17 protein-coding genes and 1 pseudogene are annotated in these 16,909 nt (G+C 67.3%); 9 read left to right on the plus strand and 9 right to left on the minus strand.

The window, feature by feature from the left end:
- Positions 1 to 270 precede the first annotated feature (270 nt).
- Together AV521_RS34355 and AV521_RS34360 are read left to right on the plus strand one after the other, a co-directional pair.
- Positions 271 to 1,611 (plus strand): tetratricopeptide repeat protein, encoded by a 1,341-nt coding sequence (locus AV521_RS34355; protein ID WP_256725781.1) that lies wholly within the window; start codon positions 271 to 273, stop codon positions 1,609 to 1,611.
- Between the two features lie 134 nt (positions 1,612 to 1,745).
- A complete protein-coding gene (locus AV521_RS34360) occupies positions 1,746 to 2,246 on the plus strand; it encodes an NUDIX domain-containing protein (protein ID WP_179023597.1) in 501 nt (166 codons plus the stop codon).
- 33 nt (positions 2,247 to 2,279) lie between these two features.
- On the opposite strand, the gene AV521_RS46940 is transcribed toward AV521_RS34360, so the two are convergent.
- From AV521_RS46940 to AV521_RS34380, 5 genes and pseudogenes are all read right to left on the minus strand, one after another.
- Positions 2,280 to 2,465, minus strand: coding sequence for a hypothetical protein (locus AV521_RS46940; protein WP_079249533.1), 186 nt, complete (start codon positions 2,463 to 2,465; stop codon positions 2,280 to 2,282).
- 49 nt (positions 2,466 to 2,514) lie between these two features.
- Positions 2,515 to 2,751 (minus strand): annotated as a pseudogene (locus AV521_RS52885) (transposase); the annotation flags it as partial.
- 20 nt (positions 2,752 to 2,771) lie between these two features.
- Positions 2,772 to 3,272, minus strand: coding sequence for a peptidylprolyl isomerase (locus AV521_RS34370; protein ID WP_076094117.1), 501 nt, complete (start codon positions 3,270 to 3,272; stop codon positions 2,772 to 2,774).
- A gap of 366 nt (positions 3,273 to 3,638) precedes the next feature.
- The gene (locus AV521_RS34375) at positions 3,639 to 5,486 is read right to left on the minus strand and encodes an FG-GAP-like repeat-containing protein (protein ID WP_076094120.1); all 1,848 of its coding nucleotides are present in this window, start codon (positions 5,484 to 5,486) and stop codon (positions 3,639 to 3,641) included.
- Positions 5,487 to 5,550: 64 nt separating this feature from the next.
- Positions 5,551 to 6,270 carry a hypothetical protein gene (locus AV521_RS34380; RefSeq protein ID WP_076094122.1) on the minus strand — a complete coding sequence of 240 codons (720 nt, stop codon included), beginning with the start codon at positions 6,268 to 6,270 and terminating at the stop codon, positions 5,551 to 5,553.
- 406 nt (positions 6,271 to 6,676) lie between these two features.
- Here AV521_RS34380 and AV521_RS34385 point away from each other — a divergent pair, with 406 nt between their 5' ends.
- Both AV521_RS34385 and AV521_RS34390 read left to right on the plus strand, forming a co-directional pair.
- A complete protein-coding gene (locus tag AV521_RS34385; RefSeq protein ID WP_076094124.1) occupies positions 6,677 to 7,792 on the plus strand; it encodes a hypothetical protein in 1,116 nt (371 codons plus the stop codon).
- Positions 7,793 to 7,836: 44 nt separating this feature from the next.
- Positions 7,837 to 8,325, plus strand: a complete 489-nt coding sequence (locus AV521_RS34390) for a hypothetical protein (protein WP_076094207.1) — start codon at positions 7,837 to 7,839, stop codon at positions 8,323 to 8,325.
- A 65-nt stretch (positions 8,326 to 8,390) separates the two neighbouring features.
- Here the strand turns inward: AV521_RS34390 and AV521_RS34395 are convergent, their stop codons facing one another.
- Positions 8,391 to 9,917 carry an RICIN domain-containing protein gene (locus AV521_RS34395; protein WP_076094209.1) on the minus strand — a complete coding sequence of 509 codons (1,527 nt, stop codon included), beginning with the start codon at positions 9,915 to 9,917 and terminating at the stop codon, positions 8,391 to 8,393.
- Positions 9,918 to 10,410: 493 nt separating this feature from the next.
- Here AV521_RS34395 and AV521_RS34400 point away from each other — a divergent pair, with 493 nt between their 5' ends.
- Positions 10,411 to 10,638, plus strand: coding sequence for a hypothetical protein (locus AV521_RS34400; RefSeq protein WP_076094126.1), 228 nt, complete (start codon positions 10,411 to 10,413; stop codon positions 10,636 to 10,638).
- A 1,018-nt stretch (positions 10,639 to 11,656) separates the two neighbouring features.
- Positions 11,657 to 11,899, plus strand: coding sequence for an acyl-CoA-binding protein (locus AV521_RS34405; protein WP_218639394.1), 243 nt, complete (start codon positions 11,657 to 11,659; stop codon positions 11,897 to 11,899).
- Positions 11,900 to 12,009: 110 nt separating this feature from the next.
- On the opposite strand, the gene AV521_RS34410 is transcribed toward AV521_RS34405, so the two are convergent.
- Positions 12,010 to 12,366 carry a tail fiber domain-containing protein gene (locus AV521_RS34410; RefSeq protein WP_076094129.1) on the minus strand — a complete coding sequence of 119 codons (357 nt, stop codon included), beginning with the start codon at positions 12,364 to 12,366 and terminating at the stop codon, positions 12,010 to 12,012.
- Positions 12,367 to 12,488: 122 nt separating this feature from the next.
- On the minus strand, positions 12,489 to 12,674 hold the full coding sequence (locus AV521_RS49615) for a hypothetical protein (protein ID WP_076094130.1): 186 nt from the start codon (positions 12,672 to 12,674) through the stop codon (positions 12,489 to 12,491).
- A gap of 662 nt (positions 12,675 to 13,336) precedes the next feature.
- Here AV521_RS49615 and AV521_RS34420 point away from each other — a divergent pair.
- Positions 13,337 to 13,930, plus strand: coding sequence for an isochorismatase family protein (locus AV521_RS34420; protein WP_076094131.1), 594 nt, complete (start codon positions 13,337 to 13,339; stop codon positions 13,928 to 13,930).
- A 562-nt stretch (positions 13,931 to 14,492) separates the two neighbouring features.
- Positions 14,493 to 14,978, plus strand: a complete 486-nt coding sequence (locus AV521_RS34425; protein ID WP_076094132.1) for a MarR family winged helix-turn-helix transcriptional regulator — start codon at positions 14,493 to 14,495, stop codon at positions 14,976 to 14,978.
- Between the two features lie 389 nt (positions 14,979 to 15,367).
- On the opposite strand, the gene AV521_RS34430 is transcribed toward AV521_RS34425, so the two are convergent.
- Positions 15,368 to 16,018 (minus strand): FMN-dependent NADH-azoreductase, encoded by a 651-nt coding sequence (locus AV521_RS34430; RefSeq protein ID WP_076094133.1) that lies wholly within the window; start codon positions 16,016 to 16,018, stop codon positions 15,368 to 15,370.
- 146 nt (positions 16,019 to 16,164) lie between these two features.
- Between AV521_RS34430 and AV521_RS34435 the strand changes: the two genes are divergently transcribed.
- Positions 16,165 to 16,833, plus strand: coding sequence for a nitroreductase (locus AV521_RS34435; RefSeq protein ID WP_076094135.1), 669 nt, complete (start codon positions 16,165 to 16,167; stop codon positions 16,831 to 16,833).
- Positions 16,834 to 16,909: the final 76 nt, after the last annotated feature.

Genomic DNA, 16,909 nt, shown 5'->3' on the forward strand with positions numbered 1-16,909 from the left:
AGAGAACCGATTCGAACCCGGCGGCAGGTCCGCACCCTCGTAGGTGTCGATCCTCAGCGTTCCGCCCGTGCCCCGCTCCTTGGTCAACCGGGCCAGTCGGGCCCGCGCTTCGCTTCTCATCACTCAGTCCCTCAGACGACGGCTGGCGGCGAGGTTCCGCCGTTCCCTGCTGCCTCTACGCAACCGCGTGACCACGCTCAGCGGTACCGTTGCAGCAGCGCCAGCACTTGAAAGCCTTGAAAGTTCGCATGGGCACGGGGAGTTGAAGGCATGACCAAGCGTGAACCGAACGTGGCGCTCGGGCGCCTGCTCGCCGAAAGCCATTGGACTCACCGACAGTTCGCGCGGACGGTGAACCGCGTCGGCACGGAGACCGGCACACCCCTGCGCTACGACGAGTCGGCGGTGAGCCACTGGCTGGGCGGCACAGTCCCCCGTGCAGCCGTGCGGGCGTGCATCCTCGAAGCCCTCTCACGCCGCCTCGGACGCCCCGTCACCCATGCCGAAGCCGGCCTGCCCGTTCCCTGCGATCACTCCCCCACGGCCGCAGATACCGTGGAAGGGCTGATCGACCTCGGGAGGCAGGACATGGACCCATCACGCCGCAGCGTCCTGGGGGCAGGCCTGTTCTCCGTAGCCCTCACCATCCCCGGCTGGCCCGACGTCATCGGGCGGGCCCAAGCGGTCCAGTCCGGCCACGCGAGCCGGATCGGCATGAACGAAGTGGACATGGTCATCGCCATGACCGAGCGCGTCTCGGAACTGGACGACCAGTTCGGCGGGCGCCACGCGCGCCCCATGGCCGCCACCTTCATGGTGAACACCGTCGCTTCGTACCTGCGCGCCGAGGCGCCTGAGGACGTGCGGAAAGCGATGCTGTCCGCGGCTTCGGACCTGCTGTACGTGACCGGCTACATGGCCGTGGACGAGGGGCTGCATGGCCTTGCCCAGCGCTACTACGTCAAGGCACTGGAGTTGGCGGGCGCGTCCGAGGACCACCTGACCTACTGCACCACGTTGCGCGGCATGAGCGTTCAGGCGGTGGATCTTTGCCACGGGCCGAAAGCGATGGAACTGGCCGACGCGGCTGCCGCAGCCTCCCCGAAGGCCGGGCCCCGCATGCGGGCTTTCCTCGCCGGCCAGCAAGCGCACGCGGCCGCGCAGACCGGCGATCGATCAGGAGCGCTGCGGTACATCCGTGAGGCCGAGGCCGCCATGGATCGCGCCGAGTCCCGCGGCAAGGCGTTCGGCTCGTACGACCCGGCAGCGCTCAACTACCACATCAGCCAGGTTCGTTATGAACTCGGGGACGTTCCCGGTGCCATCGCGGCCATGCACGAGTCGGACAAAGTACGCTACAGCGTCTATCGCCGCGCCCGCGTCCGGCACCGCGCCACCCTGGCCGAGCGACAACTGGAAATCGGTCACCTGGAGGCTGCCTGCACCACCTGGCACCAGGCGCTCGACGACTACCCCATGGTCCAGTCCGGCCGCGCCGACGACCGGATCAAAACCATGTTCGGCCTCCTCCGCCCCCACCTGAAGAACGCGACCGCACGGGACCTCTACGAGCGCGCACGAACGGTCGCCCCACCATCCCTGGTGTTTTGAGCGTATCGGGTCGTTGGGCTGGACGACCAACGCCATGAGGACGAGGGACCGACCTCCCCGTTGGGTGCCTTGCCTCCTACGGTTCTCGCCTGGTCCAAGCTGCCCACCAACCGGCCGACGAAGGGACACCGACCGTGGCTCAGCCGAACACCGACGACCAGCCCAAAGCCCTCCCGCCCGCCCTCGAATCCATGACCCTGCTGGTCGCCGCCGTCATCGTCCACGACAAGGCCACCAACCGCGTCGTCCTCCTCCAGCGCAGCCAGAACGCCAAGTTCGCCCAGGGCATGTGGGACCTGCCTGTCGGCAAGAGCGAGCCCGGCGAGCCCATCACCGAGGCAGCGGTGCGGGAGCTGCACGAGGAGACCGGCTTGACCGTGAAGCGAGAGGCTCTGAAGGTCGCCCACATCATCCACGGCGCCTGGGGTGTTGAAGCACCCAACGGCTTCCTCACCGTGGTCTTCGCCGCGCACGAGTGGAACGGCGAACTGGAGAACCGCGAACCGCGCAAGCACGCTCAGGTCTGCTGGGTCGATGCCGAGGCCATCCCACAGGAGTTTGTGGACACCACAGCGAGCGCCCTCCATCGGTATCTCGCCGATGGACCTCAGGTGTCGTTGGACGGGTGGAAGTAGAGACCACTTCGGCCTCACCTCGGAAAGAAGAGATCAGTGGAAGCAGAGCGGGCGGCAGCCGCCGTCGGCAGTCAGATGGATTTTGGTCGTCAGGCCACCGCGGGATCGTCCGAGGGCATGGTGGACGGGCTCGCCGGCCGGGGCCCGCTTGCTGCGGGCTCCGGCCGCGTTCTGGTGAGCGCGCACGATGGTGGAGTCCACCGCGACTACCCAGTCCAAGGTCTCCTTCGGCATCGGCCTGGGCGAGCAGCGCCGTGAAGACCCTGTGCCATGTGCCGTTGATCGCCCAGTTGCGCAGCCGGGTGTAGACGCCCTTCCACGAGCCGTACTCGGCCGGAAGGTGCACCCACTGCGAGCCGGTTCGGAACTTCCATGCAGTGGCGTCGATCACCTGCCGATGCTCCCGCCACTGCCCGCCCCGTCCGGCGATAGAGGCTCGATCGCACGGCTGTAGCAACGATCGGTCGACCGCCAGGCAACCGTCCAGGACTGGGGGAGGCGCCACACGCAGTACGAGCGTCGCCCCTATTCGAGAATCTCGGCGAGTTCGATGACGACATCCTCCGCCGGGACGTCCTGATGGGAGCCCGCGTTACCCGTCCTGACCTGCTTGATCTTGTCGACGACATCTTGGCCTTCGATCACCTTGCCGAAGACCGCATAGCCCCAGCCCGTCCCGGTCTTGGCGCTGTGGTTGAGGAAGTCGTTGTCGTTGGTGTTGATGAAGAACTGGGCCCGGGCCGAGTGAGGGTCGTTCGTGCGTGCCATCGTCACCGTGTACGTGTCGTTCTTCAGCCCGTTGTCCGCCTCGTTCACGATGGCACCACGGGTGGTCTTCTCCTTCATGCCGGGCTCGAACCCGCCGCCCTGGATCATGAACCCGTTGATGACCCGGTGGAAGAGTGTTCCGTTGTAGTGGCCGTCCTTGACGTACTGGACGAAGTTCTCGACCGTCTTCGGGGCCTTCTCTTCGTTGAGCTCCAGGACGATTTCGCCGTAGTTGGTGTGCAGCCTGACCTTGGACATGAAGACCTCACCGTCTGTGCAGGATCAATGACAGGACGTCAGGCATTCTTGCAGCGGCGCGCAAGGTGACGCTGGCGCGACAACGAATCTGTCCTGGGTGTCAACGATCGGACGGCCAGCTGGGGCCACGACGTGCAGCTCGTGCCCGATGATCCGAGAGAAGCGCCCTAACCTGCCCTGGAGGGCCCCGGCAAAGGGAGCTGCCGCCGCACTGCTCGGCGCCCACAATCCCTGCCCACTACTGCGGTTGCTGAATGTGCGGCCTCGCAGGCGAAGGTGTGCCAGGCCGCATGCCGGGTCGGGGGACCGGTTCCGGCACGCCGATGGCGTGGCGCCGTGATGGGGCTGTGGAGGCCCTCCGGGGGGTTATCGGGTTCTGAAGCGGCGGAAGAGGTTTCGGGCCACGTACACGCCCGGGCCGCCGAAGCCGACGATGTCGACGCGTCCGTCACCGGTGATGTCGGCGAGGAAGCGGGGGTGGCGGTCGACCCGCCAGGCGCCAGCGTCCTCGTTGTACCCGAATCCGCGGCACACCAGCTGGGCCTGCTCGAACTGGCCGTCGCCGCGGTTGTGCGACACCCAGACCCCCTCGTCGCCGAAGCCGACGATGTCCGGATTGCCGTCGCCGGTGACGTCGGCGAGGAACCGGAGGTGCTTCTTGCTCGTCCACCCCTGGGCGAGCCCGAAGTCGTTCAGGACGAGCTTCGGGAGTTCGAACGTGCCGTCGCCGCGCCCGCGTGAGACGACCACGTCTTGTGGGCCGAACCCGACGATGTCCACTGCTCCGTCACCGGTGGTCTGGACCAGGAACCGAGGGTGCTCCTCGACCGTGCTCCACCCCTGGTCGGTCCCGAACTCGTCGAGGACGTACAGGGGCTCGGCGAACGTGCCGTCCTCGTCCTGGAGGGACACCCAGACGCCGTCGTCGTGGCAGCCGACGATGTCGAGCCTGCCGTCGCCGGTGGTGTCGGCGAGGAAGCGAGGGTGCTTGTCGGCCAGCCACCCGCCGGCCTTCTCGTCGTGGCCGAACGCCCGGAGGACCGGTTCGTCGGTGATCGGTGCGAACTCTCCTTCCTCGTCCTGGAGTGAGACCCAGACGCCGTCGTCGTGGCAGCCGACGATGTCGAGCCTGCCGTCGCCGGTGGTGTCGGTGAGGAAGCGGGGGTGCTTGTCGGTAAGCCACCCGCCTGCCTGCTGGCCGTGGCCGAACGCCTTGAGGACCGGCTCGCCGCCCGCGGGCGCGAACGTCCCGTCCTCGTCTTGCCGGGACACCCGGAGACCGGCAGTGGAAAGCACGACGACGTCGGGCTTGCCGTTGCCTGTCGTGTCCACGATGGTCCACAGGTCCGCGGGGTTTCGGGAAGGCGGGGGTTGGTGCAGGACGCGCTCGTTGTCGTCGAATGTGCCGTCGCCTCTGCTGGACGAGGTCACAGCCCCCTTCGTGGGTTTGAGTCCTACGATGTCCGCGCGTCCTGCTCCCGTGGTGTCGGCGAGGAACCGCGCATCGCGCCCGGCCCACCAGCCCGGTTGTCCGCTGGGAGAGCGGTTGGCCCCGTCGCTCTTCCACCCGCCGGCGTCCTGGTCGCTGCCGAACTGCGGGAGGACCAGCAGCATGTCGCTGAAGGAGGGTGTTGCACCGGGTGCCGGGCGCAGCGCGGTCGAGAGGGCCAGCGGCCAGGACCGGCGGCTGTTCCAGTGGTCCAGTGGGGCCCAGCGCAGCACGGGGTCGCTGGTGCGTTCGGGCTCGGCCGGGACGAACCGCCAGCGCTGGCTCTCCGCGCTGTCGTCGTACTCGCGCAGGACGATCCGGGTGTCGTCCGGGCCGGGGTCGGCGAGGTCGAGAACGGCGCCGTCGGTCGTGCCCTCGATGAAGTAGAGGCCCGCTTCGCCCTCGACGGGGACGACGTGCCACTGCTGGCTCTTCTTGCCAGTGGTGGCGTCCCACTGGCGGACGCCGCGGTCCGCGGCGGCGGGGTTGTCGAGCACCTTGCCGTTGACCGCGTTGCGGATCACATATGCCTGGTCGTCTTGTGCTTGCCCGCCTTGCGCGGCCTGCACGGGGGTGAGCTGCCACTGCTCCGGGTTCGGGCCGCCGTGGGGGAAGTCGCGGACGACGAGCGCCCCGTCCGCGCTCGGCGCGGCTTTGGTGCCGAGGGTTTTCCCCGTGGCGGCGTTGACGATCTCCAGCTTCAGTTCTTTCGTGGGCACGGGCATCGTGGTGCCTCTTCCAGGCGGTTGGGGCGTGGGCTCGGGACGGGTGTGGCGCGGCGGCTGCGGATCACGTGAAGACGTGGTGGTAGGGGACGTTCCATTCGCTGGGCAGCCGCGGGTAGAACGTGTTGATGACCGTCCCGGTGAAGTCCCCGCCCCAGTTGTAGGTGACACGCACCTCGCTGTCGGCCGTCACCGCGTGGTCCTTGAACCCGAGGATGGTGTCGGGGTGGGTGATCGGCACGAAAGTGATCCCGCCCCATGGCGTCACCGTGACGACCCAGAGCTGGGTGTCCTCGATCGCGCCGTTCTTCCCGCGCCACTTGTCGCCCACCTTGTCGGGGAGGCCGACCTGGACGGTGTCGGCCGTGCTCTTGGGGGCGTCCTGGTGGACGGTGATGCGCCTGCGCTTCGGCTTGGGCGCGCCGTCGTCGCCGCGCCCGGCGTCGGCGTCGCCCGCAGCGGCGGGTTTGGGCGACACCTGGCCGGCGGCGCTCTCGATGAGGTACAGCGGTCGCTGCCCGAAGAAGCCGGCGGGGGTGATGTACCAGAGGTGGCCCTGCGCGTCCTTGGTGGCCGGGTCGAGCGCAGTGGCCAGCTTGACCCCCTTGTCGTGGCTCTCCTCCTTCAGCTCGGCCGGCCGCAGGTAGCCGCCGTTGAAGGCGTGAACGAGCATGACCGGCCGATTCTCGACCAGCGCTGCCACGATCGCGTTGTCATAGCTGTTCACCGCCACCGGGCCGCCGACCACCAAATTCGCCATCGTCGTGCGCTCTTGGGTGTACATCGCGAAACCTCACCTGTCCTGAATGTGGAGAACAACGCGTCGGATACTCAATGCAGTGGCTCGTCGCGCGGCATTGCCGCAAACTCAACCGCATTCGATGGAGACGGCATCGAAAACGATTGGGTGACTGAGTGAATACCTCACCCACGGCAATGGCCGAGGCCATGAAATCCGCAGGTAGGGGCGATTCTGAAAGTGACGATCGAGCGATCGACAGGCACCAAGTTAGCTTTACACTAGGCGAGTTGGGAGAGTCGTCGAGTCTTTATCACTCGATTGAGCGCATAGCGTGTAGACGTCTTTCCGGGCGGTGGAGCACGTGCTAGCTTCGCCTTTCGGAAACGCGCGCAGATTCTTGTTTACATTTCACCGAGCGCAATTCGGCCAAATTAGTCGAGGACGGTGCATGTCTTCCAACGCGTACAACCTGGACCGGGCCAAGCGTCAGCCGCTGACGAAGAAGAACCTGCGGGAACTCAACATCGAGCAGACCTGGCAGTCCATCCTGGACCACCCCAACCTGGTCTACGTGGACGACTACGGTGTGCAGCACAAGCCCGTCGGGTTCTCCGTGAACAAGTCGCGCTTCGGCGATTTCCCGTCGAGCTTCGGCGATCGCCCCGGGACCGCATTCCATCTGGGCTGGCTCGCCTACATGAACCTCGGGGAGCCGCTGATCGAGGAGCGGCGCAACATCACCCAGCCGCCGCCCGACACGTTCTCCTCGCGCGCCTACGTCAATCGCAGCCAGACCAAGATGACGTTCACCGACTCGGTCGATTTCACCGTGTCGAACGGGGTCACCTGGTCGCTCCACGGGGACGCCAAGCTCACCTTCGGTGGCAGCGTCAGCGCGCAGCTTCAGCTGCAACTGCAGAACCAGCTGCGTCTGGACCTCCAGTCCCAGCTCCAGACACAGCTGCGGAACGACATGACGACCAAGAACACCACGACCGTGACCCAAAAGGCCAGCCCGGAAAACACGGGGACGGACAACGCCAACGCCACCGATACAGGCGCGACGAACTCGGCGGCGAACACGGCGTCGGTCGGCATGACGAACTCGGTGGGGTTCACGACCACGGGCAGTGCGACCGGCAGCGCCACGCTCAATGCCCAGTTGGCACTGGGCATCGCGGCCTCCGTCGGTGGCTCCCTGTCCACCAGCTGGGCCTCGAAATCGCAGATTTCCGGTGACGTCCCGCCGAACTCCCGTGTGGAGACGATCGTCACGCAGCGACGTACGCACAAGCAGTACACCTACGAGATCCCGGTGACCTTCTCCGGCTTGATCGCGGTGAAGTACGACGTGCCGGTGGCAGTCCTGTCTCCCCCGCAGCCCGGGAACTACCCGGGCCTCGACCAGTTGGTCGCCCGCCCCATCGGCGACATCGACCTGGCAGGCGGCGGCTTCCGCATGAAGGGGCTGGCCGAGGTGGTCTCCGCCCTGGAGGTTCACCACACGATGTTCGACAGCGAGAGCCTGACCGACAGCGACCGAGCGCTGTACAAGCAGCCTTGACCGGGCGGGCGGCGCCGCCACGACGACGACCAGGGGTGACGACCATGGTATTCGACAACATCTTCAACTTCGCGAACAAGGGTGCGGGGCTCTTCTCCGTAACCACCGACGGCACGAAGCCGCGGCCGGGTGCCGGCGTCGACTTCGAGGACGCCGACGACAGCACCTACGACGACACGACCACGAGCCTGTTCACCAGTGGGATCCACGGGGCCAACCACCGCGCGAAGGTCGTGCGGGAGGAGTCGCCCGAAGCGCGGGCCATCCTGGGCTTCCTCGGCTCCTTCATCCAGACCACCCAGGCGTCGGCCGGTGCGCAGGCCCAGTACGCCCAGGATCCCGGCTCGGTGTCGAACGCGGCAGCCGGCGGCATGCAGAAGTCGAGTACGACGATCACGGGGCACAGTGGCCTCCAGAAGGACGAGGACCTGGAGAGCAGGCCGAAGAAGAGCGATTTCACCAAGCCGCCCAAGGCCCCGGAGGCCCCCAAGGCCGCCAAGCCGACCGCCGAGGACCCGTCCGCTTCCCAGTAGCAGTGCCCGGCTCCCGAGGGGGTCAGGGGCGAGGCCGCCCCTGACCCCCTCGGGCGTTGCGTGCGTTACACGGGGAGCAACTGCCACTGCCGGTCCCGGTGGTCGCCCTCCGCCCCGTCCTGCTTGATCGCCGTACGGGCGTTGGTGTCGACCCGCAGCAGCAGACCGCTGTTCCGGTTCGCGATCTCGTACACCCGCGGAGTGTCGGTCACGGAGCCCACCGGGATCAGCTTCCACTGCTGGTGGTGTGCGTCGCCACCCTCGTAGGCGCGCTGCGCGACCACCGCCCCGGGCGCCTCCTGCGCTCCGCCGACCTCCAGGACCTTGCCGCTGCGCACGTTCTCGATCCTGTACAGGACGTCGCCGTTGTCCTGACCCGCCGCGACCAGCCGCCACCGCTGATGGTCCCTGGGGACGGCGAGCAACTGGTGGATCTCGGCCCCGTCCTTGGTGGACTCACGCAGGACCCCCATCCGCAGCCTGCTCCGGACGTTGGCCCAGGAGACCACCGTGCCCGACTCGGGTAGCCCAGCCATCTTCGCCGACGCGACCTTCCGAACCCGGTTGTTGACCCACTCGGCGATGTAGAGGGTGTCGACGCAGTCCACAGCGAGCCCCACCGGGCCGTTCAGCTGGGCCGAAGCGGCTGGGCCGCCGTCACCGCTGGAGCCTGGGGCGTTCGTGCCGGCGACCGTGCTGATCTTCCCGTCCGCCGTGATCTTCCGGATCCGGTGGTTGTTGTAGTCGGAGATGTAGAGGACGCCGGTGCTGTCCACCGCCACCCCGGACGGGCCGTTCAGTTGGGCGGCGGTGGCGAGGCTACCGTCACCGCTGGAGCCCGGGGCGTTCGTGCCGGCGACCGTGCTGATCTTCCCGTCCGCCGTGATCTTCCGGATCCGGTGGTTGTTGTAGTCGGAGATGTAGAGGACGCCCCTGCTGTCCACCGCCACCTCGCGCGGGCAGTTCAGCTGGGCCGAAACGGCCGGGCCGCCGTCACCGCTGGAGCCCCGGGTGCCCGTGCCGGCGACCGTGCTGATCTTCCCGTCCGCCGTGATCTTCCGGACCCGGTGGTTGTTGTACTCGGAGAAGTAGAGGGTGCCGGTGCTGTCCACCACTAGCCCGAACGGGCTGTTCAACTGGGCGGCGGTGGCGGAGACGCCGTCACCGCTGGAGCCTGGGGTGCCCGTGCCGGCGACCGTGCTGATCTTCCCATCGGCCGTGATCTTCCGGATCCGATGGTTACCGGTGTCGGCGATGTAGACGGCGCCTGCGCTGTCCACCGCCACCTCGCGCGGGTCCCTTAACTGGGCGGCGGTGGCGAGGCTGCCGTCACCGCTGGAGCCCGGGGTGCCCGTGCCGGCGACCGTGCTGATCTTCCCGTCCGCCGTGATCTTCCGGACCCGGTGGTTGTTGCCGTCGGAGAAGTAGAGGGTGCCGGTGCTGTCCACCGCGATCCCGCACGGGCCGTTCAACTGAGCCGTAACGGCTTGCTCGTTGTCCCCCTTGAACCCCGCCACCCCGGTCCCCGCGACCGTCCTGATTGGAGGGGCGGAGTCCTCGCCACCTGTGGCTGCCGCCTGAGCAGTGCTCATCGTCATCCCTTCACCGTTCACCGGACCGCCCCTCGCAGCCGCTCCAGGCGCTCCTGGTCCACCTTCATACCGCGGCCCCTTGTCCCGAGATCGGATCGTTTTCGCCCGCTCGGAGGCGAACCGCAAGACCGAATCCTCCCGCCGCCCGGAGGGCGCAGAAATGGGAATGCATGTACAAACCGGAATTCCGGACAGGTCGCGTCGAGGGGCAGGATGGTTTCTTCCCCACGCATGCACGCCCCGCGCTCCCAGCCCGGCTCCGGAAAGCAGGCTGAGAGAAGGTCACCCACACGGGGTGCTGTATGACTCAGCACTTAAGAGGTTGCCCGTATCCGGGCTGTTTCCGCACTCTTCAGGGCGGCGCCGGATGGCGTTGACCACCCGAACTGGCGACGCCTTTCGGTATTGCCCGCCGACCTGGCCGGGGTAGGCCACGGGCATCATCGCCGATCACCAGGGCGCGGCCCTCAAGGCCGTGCGGGAAAGGGCTGCCATGGATTCCGATATGCCGGTGGTGCCTGCAAAAAACTACGGGTTTCGCCACATCCAGACCTCGGACTACCTGTCGATGCGGGCCCTCGGCCAGCCCTCCGGCCCAGAAGATCCGGAGGCGCTCATCTACGGCCTGCTCGGCCTGCCCGAACAGACCTGGGCGGTGGAAAACCAGGAGACTCCGAATGTGAGTACGTCATCCAGTGCCTGGCCGGCTTCGCCCACGTGAGCCGCAGTGACAACCCCGCAATCAACGAGTGCGTCACCCTGAGCCCCAACTACAGCTCCTCCTGGCTGTGGCAGCTGCGCTCGACTCGACGGGACAGGCACTTCCTCATCGTCGTGCACGGGGGCCGATCGATGGGGGCGAACTGGTCATCGACCGCGATCCGGCCTCGACCAACGCGCAGACTGCCGCCCTGCGCCCGCTGGTCCTGACGCCACCTCCCAGTGGTGGGAACTGATGGGACAGAGCGGCGGCCGACCCACCAGAGCGAAACGATCCGAGTCCTGCCCCAAGCCCGGGCACTCGCGCCCGTACAAGGAGACCCGGGCAGCCACCGTGTCCGTAGGCACGGCCTGCTAGCGAACGGACTTCCGTAGACGGTGCTGCGGTTCGGTTTTCCCACGCTTCCGCCCCCAGCCGCGGCCCGAGGGCCATGAGCACTTGCTGGGTGAAGGGCTGACTGGCTTGGCGCCCGGGGCAGCGGCCTTCAGCTTCAGCACCGACGTTTCGTTGCCGTGGCCGTGGCTGTCCCCCTGGGCGCGCCCACCTCGATCCACCGGTCGATCCGGCCGTCGCTGTAGGTCTGCAGGGTTGGGCAGAAAGCTGACGGGACAGCTTGCCGACGCATGAGATGCGCCGCCCGCTGTTGTCCCGGCACGGGGTCAGATGCCCGTGAGAGGTGCCGTCGTCGGCGGGCCCCGCCGGACCATCGGTGCAGTACCCGGTGTAACTGCCGTCCCTGTCCTGTGCAGGTGAACCCTGCACTTTGCAGCTCTACTTTGCATGAGAGGTTGCGCAGTGCAGGGTGACCTTGCATACGCCTGCTCAGCCTCGACGGAGAGAGGCTCGGTTGCTCGGGCTGGCGGTACCGCCTCTCAGCGGCGTCACACTGGTCCGGGGGCAAGCGTCACGTGCCACCGGCAGTAGTCGTTGACCGAGCAGACAGCCGGGAGCATCCGGCACCCGAGCAGTCCGCCACGGAAGGACAGGAATGTCAGTAGGACTGGACAACGCTGAGTTCGTGCAGCTGGCCGAAGACGTGAAGAAGCTGACATCGAAGCCGGACAACGACACCCTTCTGAAGCTCTATTCCTACTTCAAACAGGCGACCGTCGGTGACAACGGCACCGATGCACCCGGGGTGTTCGACCTCACCGCGAAGGCGAAGTGGAACGCCTGGAAGGAACTGGGCGGCATGTCGCAGGATGATGCGACGCTGAAGTACATCGAGACGGCCAGGGCCACGATCGCCAAGCACGGCTAGAGAGTTGCTGAGTTCGGATCGAAGACCCTCGATGAGTGGCTGCGGGAGGGGACTTGGAGACGCGGCCGAAGCAGCCGGTGATGCGCCAGTGGGCACGCCTGGGTTGTGAACTACGCGGGTCCTTGGTCGTTCTCTGCGTGGTGCGGCAAGCCCACGGAGTTGCTCCCGTCTGCGCCATGCGGCGGGGACTGTTCGGGCTGTTCGCTGAGGCGTTTGATTTCCTGGCGGAGTTCGGAGACTTCCTGCTGGGTCTGGGTCAGCAGCCGGTGGAGGGCTTGGATCGCGACGATGGCCACGCCGTTGGTGTCCGTGCAGCAGATGGTCCTGTCGTTCTCGCCGACTCCGAAGGCGGCCCACCAGTCCTGGGCCATGGGCCCCAGGTGGCGCACGTGCGGTGGATCCCAGTGGTAGCGCCAGGTACTCACCGGCAGGGCCAGCACGTGTTCGAGCAGGCGGTACCCGTTCACCGGCTCACTCCCGCTCACCGTTGCCGGGCCGGCCGTTGAGGCGCGTCCGGCCGGGAAAGTAGCAGCCGTGGGAGGCGCTGCTTTCCCGGCCTTGCGGGCCATGGCCCGCAGCAGCCGGGGGATCACGCGTCCCAGACCACCGGCGTCACATCCACCTTCAGCCTCCGGTCCGAGAGGAGGCCGCCGAGTCCGAGACTGTTGGTGAGGCCGTTGACGGTGCCGAGGAGGCCGCCAAGGAGGCCACCGGCGCCGAGGAGGCCACCGCCGGCACTGTTGTCGCCAAGAGAGAGGATGACCTGATGCAACATGATTGTCCTCCTAAGCCGAGGTGAGCGCACACACCCTGCCCACAGCCGTATGCACAAAACGCGTCACCACTCGAACGGGGTCGGCGGATCGATCCTTCGCATCCGCGTTCAAGCACCACTCGCGACACCAACAGCAGAACAGCCAAACCTGTGATCTGAACTCGGCACAGGCTCTAATCCCTCAGCCGACGGCCTCTGCGAGCCGCTGGCCGTCGCGAGGGCGCTGGTTCCTTGGCCGAGGACACAGATGCCGAACACGGGGCGAGGAGCGTAACGGTCCTCGCCGTCACCTGCGCCGACGGCCCCTCTCTTCGCAGTCAACTAAAAATGCAAGGCAGATCTGTACAACCACGGCGCCAGGCGCGCAGGTGGACCCTTCACTTTGCTGGTCACAACCACCGACGAGTGCAATCTCCAGCCGCATCGGACAGTCCCTTCGCCAACCACGCAGCGACACATCCTTCGCCCCAGCGACAACCTGCGCCGCTCTTTGCCAACAAAGCTGCGTTGTCACAGCGGCCGCACCCCAGCCTCGTCCGGCACGGATGGGACGTGTGGCGGGCTCGGGGCCTGTCGGGTGAACGGCCCGGCGGTGACGCACCCGACCACGGCCGAAGTGGCATACCTCCAGGCACGGGTCCCCGTGTAGAAAGGATTGCGCTATGCGCCGAGCACTGATCGTCGTCGATGTGCAGAAGGACTTCTGCGAGGGCGGCAGCATCCCGGTGAAAGGCGGCGCCGACCGGGCCCGCGCCATCGCCGATCTGGTCCGACGCTCAGCCGGCGATGATTACGCGCACATCGTCGCCACCCGCGACCACCACATCGATCCCGGCGGCCACTTCTCCGACCATCCGGACTTCCAGGACTCCTTCCCTGTGCACTGCATGGTCGACAGCGATGGCGGCGCATTCCACCCCAACTTCGCGCCGACCGCCGCCTCCGAAGCCCTCGGCGAGGTCTTCTACAAAGGCGCGTACTCCGCCTCGAAGAGCGGCTTCGAGGGCTCGGCCGAAGACGGCACATCCCTGGCCGACTGGCTTCATGCGCGCGGCGTCAGCGACCTCGATGTTGTCGGCATCGCCACCGACCACTGCGTGAAGGCCACCGCCCTGGACGGTGCGAAGGCCGGCTTCGCCGTACGCGTCCTGCTCGACTACACCGCCGGCGTCGCCGCCGACACCACCGACAAAGCCATCGACGAACTGCGCAAAGCAGGCGTCGCACTGACCGGCGAACCTGTTGTCCTCGGCTGACACGAGCCCGGCAAAAAGCCCTCGCGGCTGAGGAGGAAGACCGACGGGACAACGAGAGACGAGAGAAGTGGGCCCGGGAAGGGATGCGCCTGACCTGGGAGGAATTTGAGGCCGGAGAGCCGTGCCGGGGCTGCGGAAAGCCCATGTACGACAGGTTGGGTGACTGGCCTCCGTTCGGGCCCGGGTCCTGAAGGCGAGCGCGGCCGGGTTGCGTGAGCGATGCGTGAGCGGACGGGGAAGCACCCATTGGACGTGACGTCATGCACGGGCGGGCAGCAAGTCTCTGACCAGGAAGAACGGGACCGAGCGTGATCACCGAGCACCACCCGTCATGATCTTGCGGGCCCTCGTAATGCGTAGGTCTCGGGTTCGAATCCCGAAGGCGGCTCCAGAAAAGGCCAGGTCACATAGCCCGTGACCTGGCCTTTTGCGTGGCTCAGGGCATGACGTGAGCGGAGCGGGTCCGGCCCTGCTCCTTCGGCTTCTTGCCAACGGAGCCGCAGCGGACGCAGCCCATTTAGTTTCAGGCGATACTGTATCGAATGAAGTAGAGTCTGGCTTTATGGCCGCTGATGTTCCTCACCGCACCACTGCCTCGCATGCGACCGACCGCCCCGGGGATACGTCGCCTTTCGCTCTCGGCTTGCTGCTGCGCCGGGCGCACTGGCGCGCGGCCGCGGTGATGGGGGAGGCGCTTCGGCCGCTCGGCATCGAGTTGCGGCATTTCGCGGTGCTGATCGAGCTTGTCAATCACGGGCCCACGGTGCAGCGGGATTTGGCGGCGGCGACGGGGTCGGACAAGGTGGGAATCATGCGGGTCGTGGACGACCTGGAGCGGAAGGGTCTGGCCGTACGCAAGGCTGTTCCGGGGGACCGGCGGGTGCGGGCAGTGGAGATCACCCCTCAGGGGCTGGAGCTCTTCGATGCGGTCCATGTGGCGGCGGAGCCGCTGGCTGAGCGTCTGGTTGCCGAACTTGGGCCCGGCGAGCCCGAGCAGCTGAAGGATCTGCTGACCCGGCTTGCCCATCCGGCAGACGACGAGGCGTAAGCGCGCGGGCGCACCGGTTGCCGGCCGCGTCAGCGGGCTTGGGCTCATGCGGCTTCCGCGGCGAACCCCGCCTTGAGAGCTGTGGCCAACGTTGCCACGCGCAGGCCTGGCGACTGGCGGCTGGTCAGGGCTTCGTCGCCGACGGGGCCGAGTCGCCCGTGAGACTGCCGCGCCGCAGACCTGGCCGGCGGTGTGCTCTTCACCCTCGCAGAGCACCGTCGTCGTCTCGATGCGCGCCCTGCCGACAGGCCGAACACCGGCCGCCCTCACGGCCGGGCCACCAGCCCCCAGGTACAGGGCGCCACGTGCACCGTCGGAGAGGGCGCACGCGCCGTGGACGCCGTGTGACCTCCTGGGGTGGGGCGTCACACGGCGTCCAGGCCCGGGGGTTACGCGGTGAGGCGCTCGGCGAGTTCCTTGGCCTTGGTGGTCGCGTCCTCGAAGGCGTGCCTGCGGGACGCCTCGTAGAGGGGGACCAGGTCTGCCATGGCCGCGTTGCGGGGGGCCATGGTCAGTTCCGGGACGATGAAGTCGAGGTCCAGGCCGAGGGTGCCCTTGAGGACGGCCTCCAGGTAGTTCTGTACGAACTCGTAGCCTTCGCGCGGGGTGCCCGGCGCGTAGGAGCCGCCGCGGCTGGCGACGACGACAACGGGGGTGCCCTGGGCGGAGGGGGCCTCGCCCGCGGTGCGGCCGAGCAGGAGCACGCTGTCCAGCCATGCCTTGAGGGTCGAGGGAATCGAGAAGTTGTACATGGGGGCGCCGATCAGGACGGCGTCCGCCTGCTCCAGCTCCTCGATGAGCTTCACGCGCGCGGCGAACGCGGCGGACTGCTCCGGGGTGCGCTCGGACGGGGCGGCATAACCGGCGGACCAGGCGTCGGCGGTGATGTGCGGGACGGGGTCGGCGGCGAGGTCGCGGTAGATCACCGTGCCCTCCGGGTGCTGCTCGTCCCAGGTCTTGCGGAAGGCGGCCGTGACCGATCGGGACGAGGACGCTTCGCCGTAAAACACGGATGAGTCGATGTGCAGCAGCGTGGTCATGGACTTTCTCCAAGGTGCAGTGCCCGAGGCGGGGGCCGAGGGGCGGGGATTCGTACATCGAGATAGTTGCACTCGATACGGTATTGAGTGATACCATCTTGAGTGTAACGAAGATAGACCCGTTGGGTAGATGGAGGCGAGCGGTCATGGACACCTATGAGGCGGTCGCGAGCCGACGAGCGGTGCGCGCGTTCACCGATCGGCCGGTGCCGAGGGAAACGCTGGAGCGTGTGCTGTCCGGCGCGGCCTGGGCGCCGTCCGGATCGAACATCCAGCCGTGGCGCACCTACGTGCTGACCGGCGCGCCGCTGGCCGAACTCAAGAAGCGCGCCGGCGAGCGCCTGGCCTCGGGCGACCCCTGGGATGCGCCGGAGTATGAGATGTATCCGCCCGAACTGAAGTCTCCGTACCGCGAGCGCCGATCCGCCTTCGGCGAGCAGCGCTACGGTGCGCTCGGCATCGCGCGTGAGGACCTGGAGGCGCGCCAGCGGGCGGCCGCCGCGAACTGGGACTGCTTCGGCGCACCCGCCGCCCTGTTCTGCTACATCGACAAGGACATGGGATCGCCCCAATGGGCCGATGTCGGCATGTATCTGCAGACCGTCATGCTGCTGCTGCGCGCCGAAGGGCTGCACAGCTGCGCGCAGATGGCCTGGGCGAAGTATCACAAGACCGTCGCGGAAGTCCTGTCACCCCCGGACGGACTTGTCCTCTTCTGTGGGATGTCGATCGGATTCGAAGACGTCACAGCGGGTGACGCCCGCATAGGCCGGGCGCCGCTCGGCGAGACGGTCACGTTCGTCGGCAGTCTCTGACGCCGTCTCTCCTTGTTCGATCGACGAGCCGTTTCATGCCGCGACCACATAGCGGTGCATATGCAATATTGCGCGC

The sequence above is a fragment of the Streptomyces sp. IMTB 2501 genome, from assembly GCF_001953885.1.
Classification (GTDB): Bacteria; Actinomycetota; Actinomycetes; order Streptomycetales; family Streptomycetaceae; genus Streptomyces.